Raw genomic sequence first — 25,943 nt, 5'->3', positions numbered from 1 at the left:
ATGGACTCATGAAAAAAGCGTTGAGCCTGCGCGCCCGCATCACTTTGCTATTCGTTCTCACCGTCGCCGGTGTCGGCGGCATTCTCATCGCGGTGATGTACGCCTATTTGAAGCTCACTCCGGTGCCGTTCGAAGCAGTCTTCTCCGACGATGCGGCGATCAGCGGTGCCGTTCCTGTCACAGACGACATCTTGAAGGTCGTGCTCACGGTGTCGCTGACCACGCTGGCTGTTCTCACCGTGTTGGCTGGCGCGATCGGCTGGTTCGTCGCTGGCTGGGCGATCACTCCCTTGACCGGTATCGCGCAATCTGCGCGTCAGGTCACCGCCGGGAACTTGGACCAACGCACGGGCTACGCCGGCGCTAACGACGAGGTCGGCGACCTCGCCAACGCACTCGACACCATGCTGGATTCACTCGCCGCTTCCATTGCCAGCCAGCAGCGTTTCTCCGCCAACGCGTCGCATGAGTTGAAAACGCCCATCGCCACCATTCAGACCGTCGCCGACGTGGCGCTTGCCCCCGAAGCCGGCGAAGACGAGATGCGCGCGGCGCTCACCCAGATTCGCACCGTGAACGCGCGCAGCTCCGAAACCGTCTCCGCGCTCCTCGATCTCGCGCGCGCCCAGACACCAAATGTGTCGGTCTTCGACCTCACCGATGCGCTGCCCGTCTCCGCAATCACCTCCACGACCGACACAGATAGCTCTCACGGCGATGCACCAGTCACCGTCGCCGGCGACCCTGTTCTCATTCGCCAAGCCGTGGACAACCTGCTGCGCAATGCGCATGCGCACGGGACGGAGGGAACTACACAGCTGCGTCTGTTCACTGACGCAACTACGGCGGTCATCGAAGTGTCTAACGGCGGACCCGAATTGAGCGCGGAGCAGTTGAACCAGCTCAAAGAACCTTTCGCCCGCGGCGCGAACCGAGTAGCCGGGCCCGGTCACGGTCTCGGACTCGCGCTTGTGGACGCCATCGCCACCTCCCACCACGGCCACCTCGATCTCACCCCGCGCCGCGGCGGAGGTGTCATCGCCCGGCTCAGCCTTCCGCGTTCGGCTCACCCGGCGCCGGGGCATCGTCCATCTGGGCCGGAGCATCCTCAGTCGTAGCCAGCCAGTCCTCCCATGCCAACGACGCGACAGGGTCGGCGGGGCTCAAATCGGGATCGTCCGCGCGGAGGTTCTTCACCGGGCCAGGGCCTGTCGCGCGGGTCTCGAACCGTACGGTGACGAACCCGTGACCCGCTCCTTGAATCCAGCCGTGGCCGAATTCGGAGTGGTGGACATCCTGCGTCGCCGCCCACGCGCGCGTGCCGGTGGGCATGACCGGAAGGATCTCCCCCGTCTGCGGCTCGGGCAAATTCGCCCGGTCGAGCTCCGGGAAGAGCACTTCTTGCATGACGGTCTCTAACCCGGAAAATCCCACACCGACGAGACGGATCGGTCCGAGCTCGTCCGGGTAGCGGGCGATGCGGAACGCCGCCGCCGTGAGCGTGTCTATGTCATCGGTGGCGTAGGTCAAGGTGCTGGAACGCGATTCGATGTGGAAATCAGCCATCTTGAGTTTGACGGTGACGGTGCGGGCACCGCGGCCGTCGATAAGCAACCGCTTGTGCGCTCCTTCCGCCGCGCGCCTAATGGCGGCCTCGACCTCGCTCTTCGTTGTCAGATCGCGCGGGTAGGTGTGCTCGGCGGAGATCTGCTTCGACTCCGCGCGCGGCGCGACTTCGCGGTCGTCGATGCCGCGGGCCAGCGTCCACAGCTGCTTGGCTACGACCCCGCCCAGCGCTACTTCCACTTCGCGCTCGCTCATGGCCGCGAAATCGCCGATCGACTCCACCCCGATGCCGGTGAGCTTATTCGCGGTCACGGGCCCGACACCCCATAATTCGCCGACGGGCAGCGGGTGGAGGATCTCCGTCTGCTTCTCGCGCGGGATGATGAACGTGCCGTCCGGCTTGGCCAGGCCCGAACCGATCTTCGCGTACTGCTTGCCTGTTCCCGCCCCGATGGAGCTGGGCAGACCTGTCTCCGTGCGGATCTCTTCGCGAAGATTATCCGCCCAGTTTTTGACCTCGTCGGGGGACGCTCCCGCGAGTTCACGCGGCTCGAGGAACGCCTCGTCGATGGACAGCTGCTCGACGACGTCGACCCGGCGCGCGATGACCCCGAAGACCCGGCGCGATGCCGTGGTGTACACCGGCCGACGCGGCGTGACCAGCACGGCTTTCGGCCCGACGAGCTGGACCGCGCGATACGTCGGCATCGCCGAATGCGCCCCGTATTTGCGCGCTTCGTAACTTGCACCCGCGACCACTCCGCGACCCGTTACCCCGGCGACCAACACCGGCCGGCCCTGCAGCGTCGGACGGGTCAACTGCTCGCAGGACGCGTAGAACGCGTCCATGTCGATGTGCAGCACCCAGCGATTCATAGCCATTCCAGCGTAGGCCGGAAGGCCCGGTGACCGCAGGTTCGGGTTGAAGATCCCATTTGCAGCAACGAGTTACACTTTGACCATGGCAGATGCGAAAGAACTGCAGGATAACCGTCTGACGCGACGCCCGTACTACGCGCTCAAAGAAGATCTCTTAGAAGCTTTTCAGAACGCGCCAAAGGTTGACTACGCGCGTTTTCGCTCCGAAAATGATGCGCATGTTGACCAATCGGTCCACCATCCATTTGAGAAAGACGTTTAAGTGCCCCACGTCTTTTCTCTTGAACTCCACAAAAGCCTAAACACCTACTCCTAGGTACCTGTTCACAGCGTGGGCTCTGCGGCGAGGTTTTCCGCGACGTTGTGGATAGGTGGCCTGAAGTAGGTGTTTGGCGTAAGCGCGCTTGCTAGCTGTTCTTTTTTAGCCGTTCTTGGTCACGTTCGCGGTGACGCCGTCGAGGACCTTGTGGCCGGCATCGTGGGCGTCGGTGGTGACGGTGAACGAGGTGGCCAGCGTCTCAGCCGCGATGTGGTCGGCGTGGCGGTTGGCCCACTCCTCCTTGTCCGCCGGGACGTGGAGGGTGACCGAAATGCGGTCGGAGACTTCAAGCCCTTCGTTCTTGCGGGCGTCCTGCAGGCCGCGAATGACATCGGCGGCCCAGCCCTCGGCCTCCAGCTCCTCGGTGAGGGTGGTGTCTAGGACGACGAGGCCGTCCATGCCCTCCACGCGCGCGGTCGAATCCGGGTCTGCGGCGACGAGGCGCTCGGTGTACAGATCCGGAGTGAGCACCAGGTCGCCGTCGACGACGACGTTCTCGCCATCGTGAACGTAATTGCCGGCCTTGACGTTCTTGATCGCGCGCTGGACGTCCTTGCCCAGCTTCGGGCCGGCGACCTTCGCGTTGACGACGACGTCGAAAGAACCGGCGGAAGCGACGTCCTGGGTGAGTTCGACGTTCTTCACGTTGACCTCGTCACGGATGACCGACTCGAACGGGGCGAGTGTGTCCGCCTCCGGCAGGGCGACCTTCAGGCCCGGCAGCGGCAGGCGGTTACGCAGCTTCTTCGCCTTGCGCAGCGAGGACGCAGCGGAGCACACAGCGCGGGTGGTGTCCATCGCGGCGACGAGCTCGTCGTCGGCCGGGAAGTCGTCCGCATTCGGGTAATCGGCAAGATGCACGGAGCGTTCGCCGGTGAGACCGCGCCACATGACCTCGGTGATGTACGGCAGCAGCGGAGCCGCGGTCCGGGCAAGGACCTCGAGCACGGTGTAGAGGGTATTGAATGCCTCCGGGTGCTCGTCCTGGCCCGCCCAGAAGCGGTCGCGGGAGCGGCGCACGTACCAGTTGGTCAAAGTGTCGGCGAAGAGACGGACTTCCTCGCATGCACCGGAGATATCAGTGGATTCGAGGGCTGAGCTGGTGTTCTTCACCATGTCGTGCAGCTTGGCCAAGATGTAGCGGTCCAGCACGTTATCGGAACTGGTATCCCAGGTTGCCTCACGGTCGGAGTAGAGCTGCAGGAACGTGTAGGCATTCCAGAACGGCAGAATCGCTTGGCGCACGCCGTCGCGGATGCCCTGCTCGGTGACGATCAGGTTGCCGCCGCGCAGGATCGGGCTGGACATGAGGAACCAGCGCATCGCATCCGAGCCGTCGCGGTCGAAGACTTCCTTCACGTCCGGGTAGTTGCCCTTGGACTTGGACATCTTCAGGCCGTCCTCGCCGAGCACGATGCCGTGGGCGACGACCTGCTTGTACGCCACACGGTCAAACAGTGCGGTGGACAGCACGTGCTGGACGTAGAACCAGCCGCGGGACTGGCCGGAGTACTCGACGATGAAGTCCGCCGGCTGGCGGGTGTCGAATTCTTGCTTGTTCTCGAACGGGTAGTGGTACTGCGCAAATGGCATGGAGCCGGACTCGAACCAGCAGTCCAGAACATCCGGGACGCGGCGCATGGTGGACTTCCCAGTCGGGTCGTCCGGGTTCGGGCGGGTCAGCTCATCGATGTACGGGCGGTGCAGTGATTCCGGACGGACGCCGAAGTCGGCCTCCAGCTCATCGAGGGAGCCGTAGACATCCACGCGCGGGTATTCCGGGTTGTCGGACACCCACGCCGGCACCGGGGAACCCCAGTAACGGGTGCGGGAGATATTCCAGTCGCGGGCGCCCTCCAGCCACTTGCCGAACTGGCCGTCACGGATGTGCGACGGGATCCAGTCGATCTCCTGGTTCAGTTCCACCATGCGGTCGCGGATGTCGACGACCTTGACAAACCATGCTGGCAAAGCCATGTAGATCAAAGGCTCGCCGGAACGCCAGGAGTGCGGGTAGGAGTGAACGATGGTCTGGTCGCGCACGACACGGCCGCGGGCCTTCAGGTCGCGGATGATGTCGCGGTTAGCGTCGAAGACGAGCTTGCCCTCATATTCGGGAACCTGGGAGGTGAACTTGCCGTCCGCGTCGACCGGGATGACCAGGCCGATGCCGTACTTCTCGCAGGTATTCATATCGTCTTCACCGAAGGCGGGTGCCTGGTGGACGACACCGGTGCCGTCCTCCGTGGTGACGTAATCGGCCAGCAGCACCTGGAAGGCATTCGGCTCATCGGCGAAGTAGTCGAAGAGCGGCTCGTAGGTGATTCCCTCCAAATCGGTTCCGCGGTAGGTGGCCAGCACCTCCGGGTTCTCCCCCAGCTCCTTGGCGTAGGCCTTGATCAGGTCAGACGCCAAGACCAGCTTCGCACCGGCGAATTCCGGCACGGAGGTGTCTTCGCCCACGCGCACCAGTGCATACTCGATCTCCGGCCCAACAGCGAGAGCCAAGTTCGACGGCGTCGTCCAGGGGGTGGTGGTCCAGCCGATGAAGGCGGCGTCGATAAGCTCCTCGTGCCCCTTGGCATCCTTGATCGGGAACGTGACGGTGACCGTCGGATCCTGGCGCTCCTTGTACGCGTCGTCGAGGCGCGTCTCCTGGTTCGACAGCGGCGTGTGCTCGGCCCAGGAATACGGCAGGACGCGGAAGCCCTGGTAGATCAGGCCCTTGTCGTAGAGCTCCTTGAATGCCCACATGACGGACTCCATGTATTCCGGGTCCATCGTCTTGTAGCCGTTGTTGAAGTCCACCCAGCGTGCCTGGCGGGTGACGTAGTCCTCCCACTCGTCGGCGTAGTGCATCACCGACTTGCCGCAGTACTCGTTGAACTTGGCCAGACCCATGTCCTCAATCTGGGCCTTGTCGGTGATGCCCAGCTGCTTCTCCGCCTCAAGCTCGGCGGGCAGGCCGTGACAGTCCCAGCCGAACACGCGCGGTACATGGTAGCCCGTCATGGTGCGGTAGCGCGGAACGATGTCCTTCACATAACCGGTGAGCAGGTGGCCATAGTGCGGCAGACCGTTCGCGAAAGGCGGGCCGTCGTTGAAGACGTATTCCTCGCAGCCCTCGCGGTTTTCAAGGCTGGCTTGGAAAGTGCCGTCCTGGTTCCAATAATCCAGGACGATCTGCTCCATCTCCGGGAATTTCGACGAGCCCCCGGTCATATCGACCTTGGGGTACACGCCGCCGACACCTTGCTTGTCTGCCATGATTCCTCCACGCACATCATCGCGCGGGGACGCAGCAGGCTGCGCGGTACCACCCCGCTTGGAACTTCCCGGATGGGGAAATTCCCACTTCATTGTGGTGAAGGATTGACGTATCCCTATGCACGTCCGGTTCTACTGGGCCAGTGGCGCGAAATAGGCTGTATGGCTGTTCTTCCGGAAACGCTCCCCAGTGATGGCCGGATCAATGCGTGTCTGGTTCTGACATGGGTCAGTGTAGCTCTCCCCTTCAAGCAGTGCGCAATGGGTAGTTCAACATGCTGTTTCAATCACGCTTAGATGGCACATTTTTTAAGAACACGGCACGCACCGGAGCTCTGAAGCGAAAAAGAAACCTGCAGTTCAAAGGGCTGAATGATGTCAGAAGGAAAATACATTTATAACAAACTTGAGAGCCTTACCGAGCCCAGTACGGAAGGTAGCGCATATTCTTTCGGCCAGCGTTAGGGTCCTTCGGGATCAGATACTCATAATCCATGGCAAGCCGTATGAGAGAACTTGCCTTCTGACTTTGTTTAGCCGATAGCCCGAACCGTTCACGAATCGATTGATTATTCGTATCTGAATTCGATACGTACTGAAGGCAGGAATGCAGGTAGACTGCCCACGCCTTCTCTTCATTGTCCATCTTTGATAATTCACGCGGGGACTGAAGCTGAACAATCGTGTTCTCACTTGAAGTACGCACTCGCGGAGCGGGCAGTTGATGCAGCTCAACCTCTGCTGCGATGCGGTCCCAGCCACTGCCACGTTCTTCGCATATTCCCACACGGCGCATTAAAGACGCAAGAGCTTCGTTTCTGGAACGGGGCGGCGAATCAACGAACCTGTCTAGTTCAATCAGCGGTACGCCGGGGTTTGATACCTCAATACGATCGTCATAAATCTCGACGATCGGCGAAACACCAGTGAAACTAAGGTCTTGATGGATCAGCGCATTTGCGACTAGTTCGCGAACCGCAACAAGCGGATACATCGGCTTATCAATTCGAAGAGCCGCTCCAATGAATTCATTAGAGGGAATCAACACCTCGATATATTCCATATACGCTTCAAAACCCGAAGCATATCCCGCTAAGAACAACTTTTCCTTATTAGCGGACAGTTTATTAAAGCCCTGGTAGCGGATAACTCTCAAAGCTTTTCTTTGTACTTGGGGAAACTCTCTTAAATCGTTAGCGAACAGCAAAGCACCCAAGTTTGTGACAGAGTACTGGCCGTTTGGCTGTTCACTCAATAGACCATCAGCCAGTAGGTGATCCCGTACTAGTTCATCAGAATCCGGGCGTGGCAAACCTTGCAAAGAGAAATACTGGTCCGTGTCGATCAATTTAATTGCTTGCTCCACCTGCAAGTCAGCACGAGCAATGTGAGACTCGACCGAACCCGCCGTCAGCAGACGATAAAGGCGCTTCTCCTCAGATGGATGGTCAGCAAGGCGCTTCACATGACTGCCTAACCGCATGTACGGAATATTCTTAAACTTCACGGCGTTGCCGGGAGCTGGCCAAATCTCAAGAATTACAAATTTCTTGCCTTCCTTCTCGACCTTTCGAAAAACAAAGCCGGGAACAGGGTCAAGCATTGACGCCAGCCACGGTTCCAACGATTGATTACCAACTTTCACGGCACCAGCGTCGAAATGCGTCCCTACTAACGCGTGAGTAGCATTTTCAATCCCCCACACCAAATAGCCGCGTGGTTGCTCTTGCAACACCGCAGAATTAGACAGGGCGGAAATATAACGGCCACTTTTCTCTGCATCACTGAGGTTTTCTTTGAACTCAATAGTCTCAGTTTCGCTCACCTGCGCAGCCAAGCTCTCTAACAGCATTAGATCCTGTTCACCAGATACCAAGATTGGTCCGCCTCCGCCTGTATCGTCTGAACCAATAAGTTCAAAAATTCCACCCTTCAACCTAACTTACTTAGGTTGGCAGAAGACACGCTGGTTTAACAGCAAAATGACCCGACCGGTTCACCGGTCGGGCCTCAGCAAACTGACTATAGAGAGCGCTTATTTCTGCGTCACATCGCCGCTCGGAGCGGAGGTGCCGCGGGTCTCCAGCTCCTCGAGCTGGGACTCGAGCAGGGTCTTCAGGCGGGTGCGGTACTCGCGCTCGAAGGTGCGCAGCTCGGAAATGCGGGACTCGAGTGCGGTCTGCTGCTGCTTGACCGTGTTCATGATCTCGGTGTGCTTGCGCTCAGCGTCGCTCTTCAGCTTGGAAGCCTGCTCCTCAGCCTGGCGGATCTGTGCCTCGGCGCGGGAGTTAGCGTCGTTGGTGGTCTCCTCAGCCTTGCGCTCAGCGTCGCTGACGAGCTGGCTAGCACGCTGCTCGGCGGCCTTGGTGGTCTCGGCGGCCTTCTTCTCTGCGTCGGACACCTGAGTGGTGGCGTTGGCGCGTGCATCGGCAACAACGCGCTCGGACTCTTCGGCAGCTTCGCGGGTGAGACGGTCGGCGGTCTCTTGCGCCAGCTCGAGAACGCGAGCGGCCTGGATGTGTGCCTCGCCGGTGGTCTTCGGCTGCTGCTGGCTGACCGGGCGGGAAATGCCCTGAGCCTGTGCGTCGCTCTTCTGGGATGCCTCGGCCTGCTTGCGTGCCTGCGCAGCCTCTTCGCGTGCGGAGCGAATCTCGGCATCTGCGGCCTCGGCGCGGGAACGGGCTGCCTTGGCCTCGTCCTCGGCATCCTTCAGACGTGCCTCGTACTCCTTGCGGAGCTTAGCCTCGATCTCCTGGCGGATCGCATTCTCGTCAACCTGGTTGGACGGCTGAGCGACAGCTGCCGCAGCCGGTGCACCGCTGCCGGAGCCGAGCTCCTCGATGCGTGCGCGAAGATCGTCGTTCTCATCCTGCAGCTGGGCGAGAGTATCCTCAACGAGGTCGAGGAACTGATCGACTTCGTCCTCGTTGTAGCCACGCTTGCCAATCGGCGGCTTGCTGAAAGCGACATTGTGCACGTCAGCTGGTGTCAGCGGCATTTGCGTTCCCTTCAAGTAATGACGTTTTTTGCCAGCCCCGATCGGGCCAGTGGCACGGTCTAGGCTTAAAGCCTAGCTGACAGTAGTTATACCCTCAACGTTTACCCGAGGGTGAGTTTCAGAATTTTATTTTCCGGGATTTAACCGCTCTGCAGTTTTGCCACTACAGCAAGATGCCACGGATCAACGCTTGAAGCACCGCGAGGGCGAGGAACAGCACGATCACGCTGACATCCAACGCGACGCCACCGAGCGGCAGCGGCGGGATGTACCTGCGCAGGAGTTTGATCGGCGGGTCCGTGACAACAAAGAAGAACTCGCCCGCCACCATGAACCAGCGCGGCGGGTCGAAGTGCTTGGAGAACGACTGGATCATCTCGATGATCAGCCGGATGATCACGAAAAGCGTGTACAGACCGACGATTGAATAGAGAACGGCTCCGAGCATATTCACGGGACCCCACCCTACCTAGGCGGGTACGCCAAATGAATTAGCAGTGAACTAACGGATGTGCGCAGCGCGCTCGAGCTCGCTGACGGTGGTGCGCGCATTCTCCGGAACGATGGCGAACACGAGATGCTCATCGCCGGTGCGGGACAGCTTGTGCATCTTGCCGCGGGCAGCGAAGCACAGGCCAGCAGCGAAGTCGATCAGGCGCATTGCGGTCGGCTTATCCACGTTGGACAGGTCCATGACCACTGCATCGCCATCACGGAACGGCTCACCGATCTCCTTAGCGTCGTTGTAGTTGCGCGGACGGACGCTGATGATCGCCGCGGAGTAGTCGCGCGGCTCGTAGCTGTACTCGCGCTCGCGGGTGCGGGGCTCAGCAGCGGTCGCGGTGCGGGAGTACGCGCCGGCGCCAGCTTCTTCGTACGCCGGGTCATCGTAGTACGGGTCCATTGCCGGGTCGTACTGGCCGATGCCGAAGAATTCCTTGAGGCTGTTAGAGAAGGACATGCGCGTAAGTCTCCTGTTCGCGGGCTGTTTTGGGGAGTCGATCTAGCGTTGTTCGTCAGCCTACGGGCCGTGCTCCCAACAGCCCGGTTCCGACACGCACGACGGTCGATCCGTGAGCAATTGCATCTTCAAAATCACCGGACATTCCCGCTGACAGCCGCAGGGAACGGCCGAGCTTTTCCGCGTATGCATCGCAGATGCTTTTCGACGCCGCGAACACCTCCCCCGGCTCGGCCTCACGGGGCGGGACCACCATGAAGCCGTCGAAAAGCAAATGCTCGGCCGTATCGACGGCGGCGACCACGGAATCAAGCAGCTCTGCGTCGTCATGCGGCACTCCCCCGCGGTTGGTGTCGTTGTCGAATGACAGCTGGATCAAGCACGGCAATGTGTCCGTGGTGCGGTCGCCGCGCTCGAGAGCCAGCCCCATCCCGCGGTCGAGGCCGTTCGCCAGGTTCACCGAATCGACGGAGTGGACTTCGCTCGCCCAGCGTGCGACGGCATTGGCCTTTTTCGACTGGATCTGGCCGATCATCGCGAAACGCATCTCCACTCCGGCGGCGGTGAGTTCCTCGACCTTGCCGCGCGCCTCTTGTTCGCGGTTCTCCCCCACGAGGTCAATGCCCAGTTCCGCCAGCACGGCGACATCGGACGCCGGATGGAATTTGGTGACCGGAAGAATGCTCACGCTGCCGGGCATCCGGCCCGCTTCTTCTTCGGCCGCGCGCACCTGGGACTGGAGCTGCTCCCATTTTGCCGCGATGTCGGCACGGCGCTCATCGGTGAATTCCACTTAGTTCTCCTCCCCGGAATCAACAGATTTGCCCGTCAACCAGATCACGCCCGCCTGGCGTCCAGTGGTACCTTCACGTCGGTAGGAGAAGAAGGAATCGTCGGTGACGGTATCGCGCGGATCCGCATCGATGTGGGTCACGCCCGCCGCCATCAACTGCCGCACCAGGCCAGCGCGGATATCCAACCCCGGCGTGCCCTTCTTGGTCCGTGTGCGGGAGCCCGGCAGGTGTTTCTCCACATCATCGGCCATTTCTTGCGGCACCTCGTAGGATTCGCCCGCCGCGGCGGGTCCGAGGAGCGCTTGAATATTCGCAGGTTCTGCGCCGAGCTCTCGCATTTTCTCCACCGCGCGCGGCACGATCCCGTTGCGGGCGCCGAGTCGTCCGGCGTGCACTGCCGCCACTACCCCGGCATTGTGGTCGGACAGCAGCACAGGAACGCAGTCGGCGACCAGCACGCACAACGCCAGGTTCTGCTTGGTGGTCACGATCGCGTCGGTCGCCTCGACTGGGCCATCCTGCGGCCCGTCGACGACGGTGACGTTATTGGTGTGCAACTGCTCCATCCACACGAACTGCTCCGGGGAGAGCCCGGCGATATCGGCGAGACGCGCACGGTTAGCTGAGACTGCCCGCTCGTCGTCGCCGACGTGATCGCCGAGGTTGAAGGAATCATACGGGGATGCAGAAACCCCGCCCGCACGGCTGGTGAACAGCATGCGGACGGGGCGGCTGGTGGTGTCAATCATGACACCCAAGGCTACTACCGGAGGAAGTCCGGCACGTCGAGGTCGTCATCACCACCGCGGGAATCGCGGGTGTCCTCGTAGCGGCGGGTCGTGCGGTACTCACGGTCGTACTCACGGTCGGAGCCACGGTCGGAATTGGTGAACAGGCCGCCGCGGGATTCGTCGTAACGGTGGCGCGGCGTGTACTCCTCAGCCACGGGTGCGTCAGCGGGTTCCTGACGGTCGCTGGACTCGAACAGGGAGCTCGAGGACGGTGCCGGAGTCGGGGTCTCGGCGGCAGCGGCCGGCTCAACCTGGACCTGCTGGGTCTCCACAACCTGGGTGGAGCCCTGGCCTGCCTGCTCCTGGCCCGGTGCCTGCGGACGAGCGTTGGCCTTCTCGTCGAAGCCGGTGGCGATAATGGTCACGCGGACCTCGTCGCCCAGGTTGTCATCGATGATCGTGCCGAAGATGATGTTGGCATCTTCGTCGGCCTTCTCCTCAACGATGGAGGCGGCGTTGTTGACTTCCATGAGGCCGAGATCGGAACCGCCGGCCACGGAGATGAGCACGCCCTTGGCGCCCTCCATGGTGGTCTCCAGCAGCGGGGAGTTGATGGCCTGCTCGGTGGCAGCCATGACGCGGTTCTCGCCGCGGGCCGAGCCCACGCCCATGAGCGCGGAGCCGGCATCGGCCATGACGGAGCGAACGTCAGCGAAGTCGACGTTGATCATGCCCGGGATGGTGATCAGGTTCGTGATGCCCTGAACACCGTTGTAGAGCACCTCGTCGGCAGCGCGGAACGCTTCCATCATCGACAGGTCTGCTTCACCCAGCTGCAGCAGGCGGTCGTTCGGAATGACGATGACGGTGTCGCAGACTTCCTTCAGAGCGTCGATGCCCTCGAGCGCCTGGCGGGTGCGGCGCTTGCCCTCGAAGGAGAACGGTCGGGTGACCACACCGATGGTGAGTGCGCCCATCTTCTTGGCGATGCCGGCAACCACCGGTGCCGCGCCCGTACCCGTGCCGCCGCCCTCGCCGGCGGTGACGAAGACCATGTCGGAACCCTTGAGGGATTCCTCGATCTCCTGCTTGTGGTCCTCGGCGGAGGTGCGGCCGACCTCCGGGTTAGCGCCTGCACCGAGACCGCGGGTCGCCTCACGGCCAATGTCGAGCTTGGTGTCCGCATCGGTGAACAGGAGTGCCTGGGAGTCCGTGTTGATGGCGACGAACTCGACACCCTTCAGGCCCTCTTCGATCATGCGGTTCACTGCGTTGACACCGCCGCCGCCGACACCGACAACGCGGATCATGGCGAGGTAGTTGCTAGGTGAGGTCATGGGTGTGTGCTCGCCTTTCAGATAACGGGGACATGTGATTCAAAGACGCCTCCCATCATGACTAAACGATGCGGCATTTCGGCGAATTCTTTCGGCGTGTCGGCACCCTCAACCTATACTTTAGGGTTTATGACCTGGACTTTTGTAGAAACGTCTCTATTTGAACGTCTCTATTTGACGGTGATCTGCCGCGGGTTGGTCACGTTGAATTCTTTTCCTTCGCGCTGAAGCACGGTGTCCAACGCCAGGGATTTATTTTTGTTGTCTTCGCTCGCGCCCCACACGACGGTGCGGTCGTCTTTGAGATTGAGCACGAATTGGTATTTCGACTTCGCCTCGATGGATGTCACCGCGGCGCGCCCGTTCTCGCTGAGAGCCGCGGCGATGTCCACGGCGTCTTTGCGCACGGATTCATCTGAATCAGCAGCGCCGGTCAGCTCCACTGCGTCCTCCGGAGGAGTGTCGACCGCGAATTCCTTGCCCTCCGGGTCAATGAGGTGGGTGCCGTCCGACGCAGCGCGGTATGCGACGGCGGTGTTCTCTTCCACCTTCACGGAGATTGTCGACGGCCATTTCCGCGTTGCAGTCGCGGATTTCACCCACGGCAGGGAGACCACATTCGACGCCGTCTGGCGCATATTCACCTGCGCTAAGGGCGTGCCCTCGGCGACGCCGGCGGCGGAGACGACTGCCTCTTCGTCGAGGTGCTCGTTGCCTTCCACCGCCACGTTCTTCACAGAGAACAACGGCGTGAAATAGACGATCGCCCACAGCAGCGCCAGGACGACCACACCGACTGCCGTGATCCCCGCGATCCGGCGCCACGGCAGCTCACGGCGGCCGCGGGCAGCATTTCGGCGTTGCCGGTCTACGTTCTTCGCTTGTCCGCTGTCAAGGGTGCGATCGTCGTTCCGATCATCGCTGCTGGACGGGTTCACGGCTGTGGACATGGGTGTTTAGTTCGCTTCCTCACCATCGGTGGAACCGGAGGCTGTGTCAGTGCCCGCCAGCGCCTCGAGGATCGGGTCGGCGAGCATGGTGACGGTGCCGGCGCCCATGGTGATTACAACGTCGCCCGGCTGGGTCACGGAGCGCACAGTGGCTGGCGCGCGGGAGAAATCCGGCTCATAAACAGTCTCAGTGCCATCGGCAATGTGCTGGGTAATGATTCGGGAATCCACTCCTTCCACAGGAGCCTCGCGGGCGCCGAAGATATCGAGGACCACAGCGGCGTCGGCAAGCGAAAGCGCCTCGGCGAATTCCTGCGCGAAGGCCTGCGTGCGCGAGTACAGGTGCGGTTGGAAGCACACGACGACGCGGGCGCCGTTGCCTTCGGATTCGACCTTGCCGCGCGCGGCGGACACAACGGCGTGCACCTCCGTCGGATGGTGCGCGTAATCGTCGTAGACCCGGGTGCCGGTCTGCGGCCCCGCGGTGATCTCCCCGCGCAGCTCGAAACGGCGGCGCACACCAGTGAAGCTACTCAAACCTTCGGCGAGCTTTCGCGGATCCGCGCCAGCGATCGCGCAGGACAAAAGCGCTGCGGCGGAATTGAGCACCATGTGACGACCTGGCAGCGCGAGGTGGTACGCCACCGTGCCCTCGTGGCCTTGGAGGCGCAAGTCAACGGCGACCTCGGTGAGATGGCCGTCGGCCGACTCGTCGGTGATCACCGCTCCAGCCAGGATCTCCGGGTGACGGGCAGCTGCGGTGTCCGTGCCGTAGCCCAGCACCGTGATTCCGCGCTCCTGCGCGCGCAGGCCGCACCGCACCGTCGCCTCATCGTCGAGGCAGACAACCAGCGTGCCATCGTCGGGAAGGCGGTCCGCAAATTCGTCGAATACTTGGTAGTAGCTTTCCGCATTGCCGAAATAGTCGAGGTGATCCGGCTCAATATTCGTGATCACAGCGACCGACGGGCGGTAGCGCAGCAGCGACGCATCGGATTCATCGGCTTCCGCCACGAAGATGTGGCCGCCGCCGTGGTGCGCATTCGTGCCAGCCCGGTTGAGTTGACCGCCGATGGCGAAGGAGGGGTCCTCCCCCGCTGCCTGAAGGGCGACGACCGCCATCGACGTCGTTGATGTCTTGCCGTGGGTGCCGGCGAAGAGGACTTGGGTGTAGCCCTCCATGAGCTCGCCCAGCAAATCCGAGCGGCGGATCACCGGAATGCCGTGCTCCGCGGCGGCGAGAAGCTCCGGGTTGTCTTTCGGAATGGCCGCGAAACTCGTCACCACGACAGTCGGCAACTGCCCAGACAGTTCGAGGTTCTCCGCCGCGTGCCCGACCGCAATGGTGGCGCCCTGTGCGCGCAGGGCGCGGACGGGGCGGGAGTCTTTCACATCGGAGCCCGTGACCACAGAGCCGCGGTCAAGCAAGATGCGGGCAACGCCCGACATGCCGGAACCGCCAATGCCGATCAGGTGGACCCGGGAGAGGGCGATGGGTGCCGCAGAAGTCATGATGTCCTTTCTCCGATGATGCGCCGGGCGATTTCCTCCGCCGCATTGCCTGCCCCGGAGTCATCCAACGCCGCACGCATGGCAGAAGCGGTACCGCCGGGGCCGAGGATTTCAGTGACAGCGTCGACGAGGGCCTCGGGGGTCAGGTCGGCGTCGTCGATACGCACTGCCGCCCCTGCCTCGACGACATGCGCCGAATTGAGTCCTTGCTCTCCGTTGCCGTGCGGCAGCGGAATGTAGATCGCGGGGACGCCCGCCGCAGAATTCTCCGCCACCGTCATCGCGCCCGACCGGCAAATGACCACATCGGCTACGGCGTAGGCCGCTTCCATGTCGTCGATGTACGGCACAGCCGTGTAGTGGTCGTGCTCGGCCGGCGCGTCATTCTTCTGGCCGTAGGCGTGCAGCACCTGATAGCCGGCAGCGACAAGCGGGCCGACCGCGCCCTCGAGTGCGGTATTGATGCTGCGTGCTCCTTGCGAGCCACCGGTCACCAGCACTGTCGGGCGCTGCGGATCCAGGTTCCACATTTTGTAGCCACGCTCTGCCTTCACACCGTCGGTGTCCACACCGACACCCGGGCGAACGGGAATGCCGAGGACCTCGCCTGGCATGCCTGAATGAGGCACGGCATTGAAACCGGTGCCACCGAGCTTCACGCCGAGCTTGTTCGCCATGCCCGCCAGCGCATTGGTCTCCAGAACATAGAAGGGAATGCGCAGCGATTTCGCTGCCAGATACGCAGAAGCTGACACATAGCCGCCGGTGCCGAAAACCGCGTCAGCCTTGGCCTTTTTCAGCGCCGCGCGAGTCTGTGCCACGGAGCGAATGAGTTTCGCAGGCACGCCGAGCAGCTTCAGCGGCTTCTTGCGCGGGATCGGCACGGGCTCGATGAGCTCGAGCGGGAAACCGCGGGCGGGAATGATCGTCGTCTCCAGGCCCTTCTCAGTGCCCAGCGCGGTGACCTCGGCACCAAAGGAGTCGCGCAGGACTTCCGCCACTGCCAAAGCTGGTTCAATGTGGCCGGCAGTGCCGCCGCCGGCCACCACGATGTGTCGTGCTGTCACTGGGTGATTCAACCGCCTTTACTATCCGGCGCGGCGGGTGTCGTGTGCGTTCCGGTGGTTCCGGGGCTCACGTCGCGCGCGTGGCTCATCGTATCGCGTCCGGGCCGCCGGACGTGCGCCAGTGCGGGCACCGCCACGGACATCGCCGCGGCCACTGCTGCGGGTCGGGGCCTGAGCACGGCCCCGCCGCTGTCCTTCGTGTTGGGCCGCACGTGCCTCCGGCGCGGGACGGCGACGCGCAGTGACCGGGGTGCCGTAGCGGCTGTCATTCGTCTGCTGCTTCGACTGCTGTTTCTTCCCCGGCCGTGCGGCGGCGCGCTGACGTGGCTCGCTCGCGGTCGGCTCGCGGAGGAAGAAGAGACGATCGAACAACGGCCGGCCATAGTTCTGCATCGAGGACACAGCACCCGGCTCGTGACGGGCGACGGAGGCGACCAGACCCATTGCGCCGAGGGTGATCACTGCCGAGGTGCCGCCGGCGGAGATCATGGGCAGCTGAATACCGGTCACCGGAAGCAGGCCGATGACATAACCGATATTGATGAATGCCTGGGAGACAATTCCAGTGGTGATCGAGGCCGCCAGAAGAGCCTGGTACTGGTTCGCGGCAAGACGCGCGGTGCGCAGACCGAAGAAGAGCAGCATGGTGAACAGGATGATCACCAAGGCCCCGCCCCACAGGCCGAGCTCCTCGCCGATGACCGCGAAGATGAAGTCGTTCTTCGCCTCCGGGAGGTAGAACCACTTCGCGCGGGACTGGCCGAGACCAACACCGAATACGGAACCGTCCGCCAGCGACAAGAAGCCCTGGTAGGACTGGAACGCTACGCCGCGGGTGTCTTCGAAATGGCCGAAGAGCGCGTCGAAGTAGACGTGGAAGCGTTGGGAACGGTATCCGCCGGCAGCCATGACGCCGGCGAAGAGCAGCACACCGAAAGCGGCGACAACGCCGATGAACTTCCAGGAAATGCCAGCGAAGACGAGGATGAACGCGACGACGATACAGAACGACACGGCCATGCCCAGGTCGCCCTGCGCGGCAATGAGCCCGACGCACAGCACCGCGACGGCGGCGAACGGCACGAAGCCGTTGGTCATGTCGAACATGCGGCGCGGGTCCTTATTCGCCAGAATCGACGCACCCCACACACAAATGGCCACCCTGGCCACCTCCGAAGGTTGCAGCTGGAAGCCGCCGATATAGATCCACGACTGGGAGCCCACTTCCTCACGCCCGGTGCCCACGCCGGGCAGGAGCACCGCGATGAGCAGCAGAATCGATAGCACCATCAGGATCAGCGCGATCTTCTGCACCCGCTCGGGAGGAATTTGCAGCGCGACCCAGAACATGAACAGGCCCAGTGTGACAACGATGACCTGCTTGAGCGGCTGGGCCCACACAGAAGAATCGTTGAGCGCGGACCACGTCATCGAGGAGCTGGTCACCATGACCACGCCGAGACCGGCGAGCACGAGCACGATCGTGCGCACCATCGTGTAATCGAGCAGCGGACGCGCATCCATCCACGCGTTCATGCGGGACAGCGCACGCGCCATGCCGGACGAGTGCTGCCCGGCAGCGGCACGCTGGCGCGGTCGCGTAGGCCGCTGTGCCTGTTTCGCATGCGGCTTACGGGGCTGGTGTGGCCGTGGTGGGCGCTGAGCTGCTGTGGTCATCGTGTTTCAGACTGCCTTAAACGTCGCGTTTTCCGGCGAGGGCGCGCGCAGCGTCAGCGAAGATATTTCCGCGCTGCGCCATTCCCGAGTACATATCCAGGCTCGCGGCAGCCGGCGCGAGGATCACCGAGTCACCCGGGCGAGCCTGCTCCGCCGCGAATTCCACGACAGCACGCATAGCTTCTTCGGGGTCCGCGCTATCTGTCAGGAAGACAGGAATTTCGGGGGCATGCTTATCGACGGCGCGTGCGATCTGTTCCCTGTCCACCCCCAGCAAAGCGACTGCCCTGAATTGCTGGGCATGGTCGGCGACAAGCTGGTCGATCTCAGCGCCCTTGAGCCGGCCGCCCGCAATCCACACGATCTGTCCTTCGACACCGTTGAGGGCCGAATCTGCCGCATGGGGGTTGGTCGCTTTGGAATTGTCGATCCAATCGATGCTGTTGTCGGTGTGAACTACCGCTCCCCTGTGCCCCGACACTTCGTAGGAGTGCAATGCGCGGTCGATCTGTTCCGGGGTGGCGCCACGGGTAATAGCCACAGCCGCAGCGGCCAGCGCATCGAGCGTGCCGGCGGTGCCGGCGGGCTCGATGCCGTCGATACGCGTGATCTCCGTCGTCGCTGATCCGATCCGCGAGACAATCGTGCCGTCGATGATGCCGACCTGGTTGTCCTGCGGTTCGTTGAGCGTGAAACCGATGATGTCCGCGCGGCCGGATTTCTCGGCGTAGCTCCACACGTGCTCGTCGTCGATGCCAGCGACGGCTGTCGAATAACCGAAGACCTTCGCTTTCGCTTCCGCGTAGGCGTCGAAGCTGCCGTGCCAGTCGATGTGGTCATCGGCAAGGTTGAGCAGCACGCCGGCATCAGCGGTGAGGTCGTGGGACCAGTGGAGCTGGAAGCTGGACAGCTCGGCGACGAGGACGTCGATGCGCGGTGTGCTCAACAGCGCGTCGCCGACCGCGATACCGATATTGCCGCAGGCTGTCGCGCGCTTACCGGTGTATTCCCCCGCTTCCTCCATGATGCGGGCGAGCATGCCCGTCGTGGTCGTCTTGCCGTTGGTGCCGGTGACCACGAGCCAGTCGCGCGGCGGGCCGAAGAAGCTGTTCTGGTCGAACAGGAAGCACAGCTCGACATCGCCGATCACCGTGCAGTCCATGTCCTGCGCGGCGAGGAGGAGCGGAGAATTCGGGCGCCAACCCGGAGAGGTGACCACGAGCGGGTACTCGGTGACCCGCTCGGCGGCTTCCGCCGTCGTCATGGTGCGGCAGCCGGTCGCTTCGTGCACGGCTGCGCGGTTAGCTTCGTTGTCGTCGGCGACAGCGAAGAAAACGCCCGCCTCACGAAGCAGCTTCGCGGTTCCCATGCCGGACACTCCGGCTCCGGCGACGAGAACTCCGCCGGAAAGCAGGATGGAGAAAGTCTCGTTCACGCTCGTGGTGGAGTGAATGCTGTCGCTCATGCCAGATTCACTCCGGTGGCGGAGAGCCAATCGGTGTAGAACACAGCCAGGCCGAGCACGACGGCGATGGCGCACATGACCCAGAAACGGACCACCACGGTGGTCTCTGCCCAGCCACCGTTTTCAAAGTGGTGGTGGAACGGCGCCATGCGGAACACGCGCTTACCGCTGGTCTTGAACACCAGCACCTGGATGACCACGGACGCTGCCTCCATGACGAACAGAGCACCGATGACGACCATCAGAACCTCGGTGCGGCTGGCGATGGACACGCCGGCCACCAGTCCGCCGAGAGCCAAAGAACCGGTATCGCCCATGAAAATCTTCGCGGGCGCGGCATTCCACCACAGGAAGCCGATGCAGGCGCCGAGGCCCGCGGAACACAACACCGCCAAATCGAGCGGATCGCGCACGTCGTAGCAGCCGGCACCCGGCGCTTGGGCGCAGGAATTCCGGAACTGCCAGAAGGTGATCAAGGTGTAGCCGAACATCACCAGCGAGGTGGAACCGGCAGCGAGCCCGTCGAGGCCGTCGGTCAAGTTCACCGCATTCGACCATGCGGCGATGAGGAAGTAGACGAAGATCAAAAAGAAAATCGTGCCCAGGACTGCACCACCGACGGCGATATCGAAGGTCTCGATATCGCGAATGAAGCTCAGCTTCGTCGAACCCGGTGTCAGGCCGGTGCGGTCCTGCGGGAACTGCAGGAGCAGGAAGCCGAAAACGAGCGACACCACGAGCTGGCCGATAAGCTTCGCGGTCTTATTCAGCCCGAGGTTGCGGTTGAAGAAGAGCTTGATTCCATCATCGGCGAAACCGAGCAAGCCCAGACACATGGTCAACCCCAGCACCAGCAGGCCAGATGCAGTGAAGCCCCCGTGGCCAGTGGCCTGCCCCCAGATGCCCACGACGAGATAGGCGACGAGAATGCCGAGCAGGATCGCGATGCCGCCCATCGTCGGCGTGCCGCGTTTGCGGATGTGGGAGGCCGGACCGTCCTCACGGATTTCCTGACCTTTTCCAGCATTGGTGAAGTACCGGATCAACAGCGGTGTGGTGAAGATTGCGACGAGGAAGCTGATAGCCCCCGACATGATGATCTGGGTCATGGTTGGCTACCTCGTGTCTTCCTGGTCAGGTTGTGTGATCGGTATGTTCGGCGAATGCGGGACAGTATTCGGTTGCTGCGGGTGCGCAGGCCCGTCGGCGAGCAGAATCTCCGCGACCCGCCACAGGCCCACCGCATTCGATGCTTTGACGAGCACCACATCGCGGTCGTCGCGGTTACGCCAATTTCCCTCCCCTGGCGGGGCGGTGCGCACGATCTCGCTGACGATGTCTGCGGCTGCGTCGACGCCGCCCGCGCTATGGGTTTGAATCCCGCGCCCGGCGGCGCGCTCGGCGAGCACTCGCGTTTCCTCGCTCTCCCCCACCACCACGAGGTGGGTGACACGGTATCGGGCGAGTTCGTCGCCCAATGCACGGTGCGCTTCAACAGAGTCGGAGCCGAGTTCGCCCATCTCGCCCAGCACCGCGATCGAGCGGACGCCGGGGCGCGCAGCAGCAGTGAAGCCGAGGGCGGCGATGCCTGCGCGCATCGAATCCGGGTTGGCGTTGTACGCGTCGTTGATCACGGTCACGCCGTCGGCACGCGTGTTCACGTCCATCCGGTTGACCGAGACGCTGTGCGCATTCGACAACGCGTCGGCGACGGTCGCCGCATCCAGCCCAGCTTCGATGCCGACAGCCGCGGCCGCGAGAGCATTGGACACCTGGTGGGCGCCGAAGACCTTCAAACTCACCCGCTGCGGGCCGCCCGCGGGGGAATGCATGGTGAAGGTGGCACGCGCGACGTCGTCAAGCTTTATGTCCGTGGCGTAGTACTCAGCCGCGCCGTGCCCTGTGGCGCCTCCATGCTCCGCGGAAAAACGCACGACGCGCCCGTGGGTGCGCGGCGCCATGCCCGCGACAAGATCGTCGTCAGCGTTGAGAATGGCCACGCCATCAGCCGGCAGGGCCTCGACGAGCTCGCCTTTCGCTTGGGCGATATTCTCGCGCGAACCGAATTCGCCGAGGTGGGCGCTACCGACGTTGAGCACCACACCGATGTGCGGCGGCGCGATGCTGGCCAACTGAGCGATGTGCCCGACATTGCGCGCGGACATCTCCGCGACCAAAAAGGCTGTGTTTTCCGTGCAGCGCAGCACGGTGTACGGCAGGCCGATCTCGTTATTGAACGAGCCAGGCGGCGCGACCGTCTCCCCTCCATGACCGAGCACATTCGCGATCAAGTCCTTCGTGGAGGTCTTGCCCGCAGAACCCGTCACGCCAGTGATACGCAAGCCATGCTTATCGACGAGCGTTCGCGCCACATGCCCCGCCAATTTCGCCATTCCGGCGACGACTGCGCGGGCGGAACCATCCGGATCACCCGCGGCGAGATCTGAATTATCTCCCTCAATCTGCTCGACAGGCGGAAGAATGACTGCGGGAACTCCCACTTCGCGCGCGACGAGCACTCCTACTGCTCCACGCGCAATCGCGGATTCGGCGAAATCGTGTCCGTCGACATTGCTACCGGGCAGGGCCACGAAAAGGCCGCCAGGGGTGATCTTCCGCGAGTCGAACTCGACGTAGCTGGTCACCGTCGCTTGCGGGTCGGCGGACTCACTGAGGGTGCCACCGGTGACCTGTGCGATGTCTGCCAGCGTCATCGGAATCATGCCCGGTCCTCCTTATTCTCAGTCCGTGCGGGTGCAGTGCCGAAGCCATTGTCCGCCAAAGCCGCGCGTACTTCTTCTCTATCGTCGAAGTGGTGGGTCGTGTCACCGATGATTTGCCCGACTTCGTGGCCTTTACCCACGACGATAACTGCGTCGCCGGGTTGTGCCCACGCGACGAGCTGCCTGATCGCGTCCCCGCGTGAATCGCTCTCGCGGATCTCAACGTTTCTGCCGGACGCTGCCGCTTGTTCGGCGCCTTCCCGCACAGCCGCGCGGATGGTGGCCGGGTCCTCGGTGCGCGGGTTGTCGTCGGTGATGATGACCAGGTCGGCGCGTCGCGCCGACTCCGCGCCCATGATTGCGCGCTTGGATTGGTCGCGGTCGCCGCCGGCGCCCACAACGATACCGACGCGGCCATCGACCTGTTCGCGCAGCGAGTCCAGGGCAGCAGCGATCGCGGCGGGCTTGTGCGCGTAGTCGACGACAGCCACGAATTCCTGGCCCGCATCAATGCGTTCCATGCGGCCCGGGACCGCGGCGCCGCTGACGCCCTTGAGGAAGGTCTCCGCGTCGATGCCCGCTGCGGCAGCGAGTGCCGTGGCCAGCGCTGCGTTGGCGACATTGAATGCGCCCGGCAGCGGCAGACGCGTATCGATCGCGGTGCCGTGAAGTTTCACCGTGATGTCCTGTGCGCCGGTGTCGGTGGTGCTGTTCAGTGTGGCAGCACAATCGACATCATCCTGCCCATTCGTGCCCACGGTGATTACGGCGTGCTCCCCTCCTGCGGCACGCTGCGCCATTTTCTGGCCCCACTCATCGTCAACGCAGATCACAGCCTGCTCAGTCGCGACCGGTGAACCGGGTTCGAAGAGCATCGCCTTGGCGTCGAAGTACTCCTCCATCGTCGGGTGGAAATCCAGGTGGTCCTGCGACAGATTCGTGAAACCGGCGACAGCGAAATGCGTGCCTGTCACACGTCCCAGCACGAGAGCGTGGGAGGAGACTTCCATGACCACGTGGGTCACGCCGCGCTCCACCATGAGCGCGAAGAGTTCCTGTAGCTTCGGCGCCTCCGGCGTGGTGAGCGAGGTGGGCACGTCTTCGCCCTTGATGCGAGTGCCGGTGGTGCCGATGAGCCCCACCGCGCAGCCAGCGGCAGTCAGCCCGGATTCAAGCATGTATGTCGTGGTGGTCTTGCCTGACGTGCCAGTGACACCGATGATGGTGAGCTTTTCCGACGGGTGCCCGTAGATCTCAGCAGAAACGAGACCGAGGATCGCGCGGACGTCCTCGACAACGAGCACCGGTCGGGTTTCGTGCGCTTCAACGAGGATGTCCCAGCCGGCCGCATCGGTCAGAATGGCCGCGGCCTTCGATCCCTCCGCGTACGTCGCTCCGTGCACGCGCGTGCCCGGCAGCGCCGCGAAAATGGAGCCTGCTTCAACTGCATTCGAGTCGAGGCTGATCCCGATGACCTTCAGTTCTTCCGTCGGAGCGTTCTCGATCCGCGCGGCGGCAATCTCGGCCACTGTGGTGAGTGCGACGGCGGCCGCAAAATTCTCGTTGATGTTGTTCATGACCACTCCTCGCTTTCGCTACTGGGCTTGCAGGACCATCGGCTCGCCCGGGTCCGGGCTCTGGGCAATATTTTCTCGGTTGATCAGCCAGTTGGCGATCTCGGTGAAGATCGGTGCCGACGACTGTCCGCCACCGCCGCCTTCAAGCGGGCCACGCTCCGGATCATCGAGCATCACCGCCACGACGAAGCGCGGATCGTCTGCCGGTGCGATACCGGCGAACGTGATCCAATAATCCGAATTGGAGTACGCGCCAGTGTCCGGGTTCACCTTCTGTGCTGTACCGGTTTTGCCGGACAGCTGGTAGCCCGGAATGGAGTTGCCCTGCGCGGTACCGCTGTTGACCCCGTTCGGGTCGTCCTGGAACGGTGCGCGGAACATGTCGACGATCGTCTTCGCAGTCTTTTCGCTGACCACACGGGTGCGACGCGGATCATCCTGCGGGATCTCCTCGCCGGTGGACTGCGTGACAGTCTTGACCACGCGGGGCTCGATCCTCTCTCCTTCATTGGCCAGCGCCTGATAGACGCTGGCCAACTGCAGCGTGGTCATGGACATGCCCTGGCCGATCGGCAGGTTGGCAAAGGTGCCGCCGGACCACTGCTCACGTGTCGGGACTAGGCCCGAGGATTCATTGGGCAATTCGATGCCGGTGGATTGGCCCACGCCGAATCGCTTCAAATAATCGTCGAATCGGTCCTCGCCCACCTTCTGGGCAAGCATCAGGGTGCCCACGTTAGAGGACTTACCGAAGATGCCGGTTGTGGTGTACGGAACGACATCGTGCTGCCATGCATCTGCGACCGTCACACCAGCCATCTCAATGGAACCGGGCACCTGGTGTACCTCGTCTGGCGTGGTCAGACCTTCCTCGATCGCTGCCGCAGCAGTGATGATCTTGGCGACAGAGCCTGGCTCGTACGGGTGAGAAATCGACGGGTTCTCGAAATTCCGCCCGGAATCGAGCTGGCGGTCCAGGTCGCCGTTCGGGTCGATCGTATTCGTATTCGCCATTGCTAGAACTTCACCGGTCTTGGCGTCCAACACGACTGCTTCTGCTTCCTTGGCCTTCGCATTCGCCTTGGACTGTTCCAGCAACTGCTGAACATATGCCTGGAGGTCCAGGTCGACCGTGAGCTCGACGCGTGCACCATCGACGACCGGCACCACATCGCGCAAGGTGCCGGGGATCGCCTGACCGTTAGCGGAAACGTCCTCGGTGGAACGGCCGTCAATGCCCGTGAGAATTGAATCGCTGGACGCTTCGAGCCCGAACTGGCCCTGGCCGTCCATGGACACCCGTCCAACGATATTCTCGCCGATCGCGCCGTTCGGGTATTCACGTATGTCTTGCCGGTCAGCGGCCACGCCGTGGAATTTCTCCGCGACCTTCGCCGCGACATCTGGGTCGACATTGCGGACGAGAACCTCGTAATCGGTATCCGCGTGGAGCTTCTCCAAGATGTCCTTGGACTTCACCTGCGGGGTGGGCAGCTTGTCCTTCTCCCCCGCCGATTTCTTGTCGTCGTCTTTTTCATCCTTATCGTCTGAATCTTCAGAGCTCTCGCCATTCGGATCCTGCACCTGATCGTCGCTGATCATGGTGGGGATCTCATTGGCCATCTGGCGCAGAATGTCCTCGACGCGTGCGTCCTGCTGCGCTTCCGCTTCAGCGCGGGTCGCGCCGTTTTCGTACATCTCGTTGCGAGCGATCTCACCGAGTTCGCGGCGCAGGGTCACCGGCGACACTGTCAAGGAGCGGGCCTTCATCGTGTAGGCCAAGTAATTGCCTTCGCGGTCCAGGATCGCGCCGCGGCGGGCAGGATCCTCAAAATCCCGTTCGCGCTGCTCGGCGGCCACCGTCTGCAATTGCGGGCCCCACTTGAGCTGGACCCAGGCGAGACGCCCGACGAGGACGAGGGCGAGAACCAAGAAGAAGGCCGTGAGGATGCGCATGCGACTGGCAGTAATGACTTTTTGCGCGGGGACTGCCCGCGCCTGCCGCTTCCGCGGGACCATTCTGCTCACGTCGCAGTCTCACCTACTTCTCTTGTGTCGTCGCGCCCATAGGAGGCTTTCATCCCAATGATTGCCTTCATCTTGCCCCGATCACCGGGCAA

General features: G+C 62.6%; 20 protein-coding genes. 2 read left to right on the top strand and 18 right to left on the bottom strand.

Annotated elements, in window-relative coordinates; genetic code table 11:
• The first annotated feature begins 8 nt into the window (after nt 1-8).
• Nucleotides 9-1,118, top strand: a complete 1,110-nt coding sequence (locus tag J5Y21_RS00435; protein WP_210571628.1) for a HAMP domain-containing sensor histidine kinase — start codon at nt 9-11, stop codon at nt 1,116-1,118.
• Here the strand turns inward: J5Y21_RS00435 and J5Y21_RS00430 are convergent.
• Nucleotides 1,048-2,442, bottom strand: a complete 1,395-nt coding sequence (locus J5Y21_RS00430; RefSeq protein ID WP_210571843.1) for a DNA polymerase IV — start codon at nt 2,440-2,442, stop codon at nt 1,048-1,050. The genes J5Y21_RS00435 and J5Y21_RS00430 overlap by 71 nt on opposite strands.
• Before the next feature lie 85 nt (nt 2,443-2,527).
• Between J5Y21_RS00430 and J5Y21_RS00425 the strand changes: the two genes are divergently transcribed.
• Nucleotides 2,528-2,707: a hypothetical protein gene (locus tag J5Y21_RS00425; RefSeq protein ID WP_210571626.1), complete on the top strand. Its 180-nt coding sequence runs from the start codon at nt 2,528-2,530 to the stop codon at nt 2,705-2,707.
• Between the two features lie 159 nt (nt 2,708-2,866).
• On the opposite strand, the gene ileS is transcribed toward J5Y21_RS00425, so the two are convergent.
• From ileS to J5Y21_RS00340, 17 genes are all read right to left on the bottom strand, one after another.
• The gene (gene ileS, locus J5Y21_RS00420; RefSeq protein WP_210571624.1) at nt 2,867-6,031 is read right to left on the bottom strand and encodes an isoleucine--tRNA ligase; all 3,165 of its coding nucleotides are present in this window, start codon (nt 6,029-6,031) and stop codon (nt 2,867-2,869) included.
• Nucleotides 6,032-6,446: 415 nt separating this feature from the next.
• A complete protein-coding gene (locus J5Y21_RS00415; protein WP_246874796.1) occupies nt 6,447-7,967 on the bottom strand; it encodes an ATP-binding protein in 1,521 nt (506 codons plus the stop codon).
• Nucleotides 7,968-8,066: 99 nt separating this feature from the next.
• On the bottom strand, nt 8,067-9,029 hold the full coding sequence (locus tag J5Y21_RS00410; RefSeq protein ID WP_210571622.1) for a DivIVA domain-containing protein: 963 nt from the start codon (nt 9,027-9,029) through the stop codon (nt 8,067-8,069).
• Between the two features lie 163 nt (nt 9,030-9,192).
• Nucleotides 9,193-9,477 (bottom strand): YggT family protein, encoded by a 285-nt coding sequence (locus J5Y21_RS00405; RefSeq protein WP_210571839.1) that lies wholly within the window; start codon nt 9,475-9,477, stop codon nt 9,193-9,195.
• A 54-nt stretch (nt 9,478-9,531) separates the two neighbouring features.
• The gene (sepF, locus tag J5Y21_RS00400) at nt 9,532-9,990 is read right to left on the bottom strand and encodes a cell division protein SepF (RefSeq protein WP_210571620.1); all 459 of its coding nucleotides are present in this window, start codon (nt 9,988-9,990) and stop codon (nt 9,532-9,534) included.
• A gap of 55 nt (nt 9,991-10,045) precedes the next feature.
• A complete protein-coding gene (locus tag J5Y21_RS00395) occupies nt 10,046-10,783 on the bottom strand; it encodes a YggS family pyridoxal phosphate-dependent enzyme (protein ID WP_210571618.1) in 738 nt (245 codons plus the stop codon).
• Complete coding sequence (gene pgeF, locus J5Y21_RS00390; RefSeq protein WP_246874795.1) at nt 10,784-11,533, bottom strand: peptidoglycan editing factor PgeF; 750 nt, start codon at nt 11,531-11,533, stop codon at nt 10,784-10,786.
• Between the two features lie 14 nt (nt 11,534-11,547).
• A complete protein-coding gene (gene ftsZ / locus J5Y21_RS00385) occupies nt 11,548-12,852 on the bottom strand; it encodes a cell division protein FtsZ (protein ID WP_210571615.1) in 1,305 nt (434 codons plus the stop codon).
• 170 nt (nt 12,853-13,022) lie between these two features.
• On the bottom strand, nt 13,023-13,802 hold the full coding sequence (locus J5Y21_RS00380) for an FtsQ-type POTRA domain-containing protein (protein ID WP_210571614.1): 780 nt from the start codon (nt 13,800-13,802) through the stop codon (nt 13,023-13,025).
• Between the two features lie 6 nt (nt 13,803-13,808).
• Complete coding sequence (murC, locus tag J5Y21_RS00375; protein WP_210571613.1) at nt 13,809-15,314, bottom strand: UDP-N-acetylmuramate--L-alanine ligase; 1,506 nt, start codon at nt 15,312-15,314, stop codon at nt 13,809-13,811.
• The gene (gene murG, locus J5Y21_RS00370; protein WP_349236891.1) at nt 15,311-16,381 is read right to left on the bottom strand and encodes an undecaprenyldiphospho-muramoylpentapeptide beta-N-acetylglucosaminyltransferase; all 1,071 of its coding nucleotides are present in this window, start codon (nt 16,379-16,381) and stop codon (nt 15,311-15,313) included. Before murG ends, murC begins: the two co-directional genes overlap by 4 nt.
• A 21-nt stretch (nt 16,382-16,402) precedes the next feature.
• The gene (locus J5Y21_RS00365; protein ID WP_210571833.1) at nt 16,403-17,938 is read right to left on the bottom strand and encodes a putative peptidoglycan glycosyltransferase FtsW; all 1,536 of its coding nucleotides are present in this window, start codon (nt 17,936-17,938) and stop codon (nt 16,403-16,405) included.
• 136 nt (nt 17,939-18,074) lie between these two features.
• The gene (gene murD, locus J5Y21_RS00360; RefSeq protein ID WP_210571612.1) at nt 18,075-19,523 is read right to left on the bottom strand and encodes a UDP-N-acetylmuramoyl-L-alanine--D-glutamate ligase; all 1,449 of its coding nucleotides are present in this window, start codon (nt 19,521-19,523) and stop codon (nt 18,075-18,077) included.
• Complete coding sequence (gene mraY, locus J5Y21_RS00355) at nt 19,520-20,632, bottom strand: phospho-N-acetylmuramoyl-pentapeptide-transferase (RefSeq protein WP_210571611.1); 1,113 nt, start codon at nt 20,630-20,632, stop codon at nt 19,520-19,522. Before mraY ends, murD begins: the two co-directional genes overlap by 4 nt.
• 6 nt (nt 20,633-20,638) lie before the next feature.
• The gene (murF, locus tag J5Y21_RS00350; RefSeq protein ID WP_210571610.1) at nt 20,639-22,246 is read right to left on the bottom strand and encodes a UDP-N-acetylmuramoyl-tripeptide--D-alanyl-D-alanine ligase; all 1,608 of its coding nucleotides are present in this window, start codon (nt 22,244-22,246) and stop codon (nt 20,639-20,641) included.
• A complete protein-coding gene (locus tag J5Y21_RS00345) occupies nt 22,243-23,823 on the bottom strand; it encodes a UDP-N-acetylmuramoyl-L-alanyl-D-glutamate--2,6-diaminopimelate ligase (RefSeq protein WP_210571609.1) in 1,581 nt (526 codons plus the stop codon). Before J5Y21_RS00345 ends, murF begins: the two co-directional genes overlap by 4 nt.
• Nucleotides 23,824-23,841: 18 nt before the next feature.
• Nucleotides 23,842-25,779 (bottom strand): penicillin-binding protein 2, encoded by a 1,938-nt coding sequence (locus J5Y21_RS00340; RefSeq protein WP_246874794.1) that lies wholly within the window; start codon nt 25,777-25,779, stop codon nt 23,842-23,844.
• Nucleotides 25,780-25,943: the final 164 nt, after the last annotated feature.

Source organism: Corynebacterium sp. Marseille-P3884, assembly GCF_017942225.1.
Taxonomy (GTDB): domain Bacteria; phylum Actinomycetota; class Actinomycetes; order Mycobacteriales; family Mycobacteriaceae; genus Corynebacterium.
Note: the sequence above shows the minus strand (reverse complement) of the source record. Positions and strands in the feature narration are given on the sequence as shown.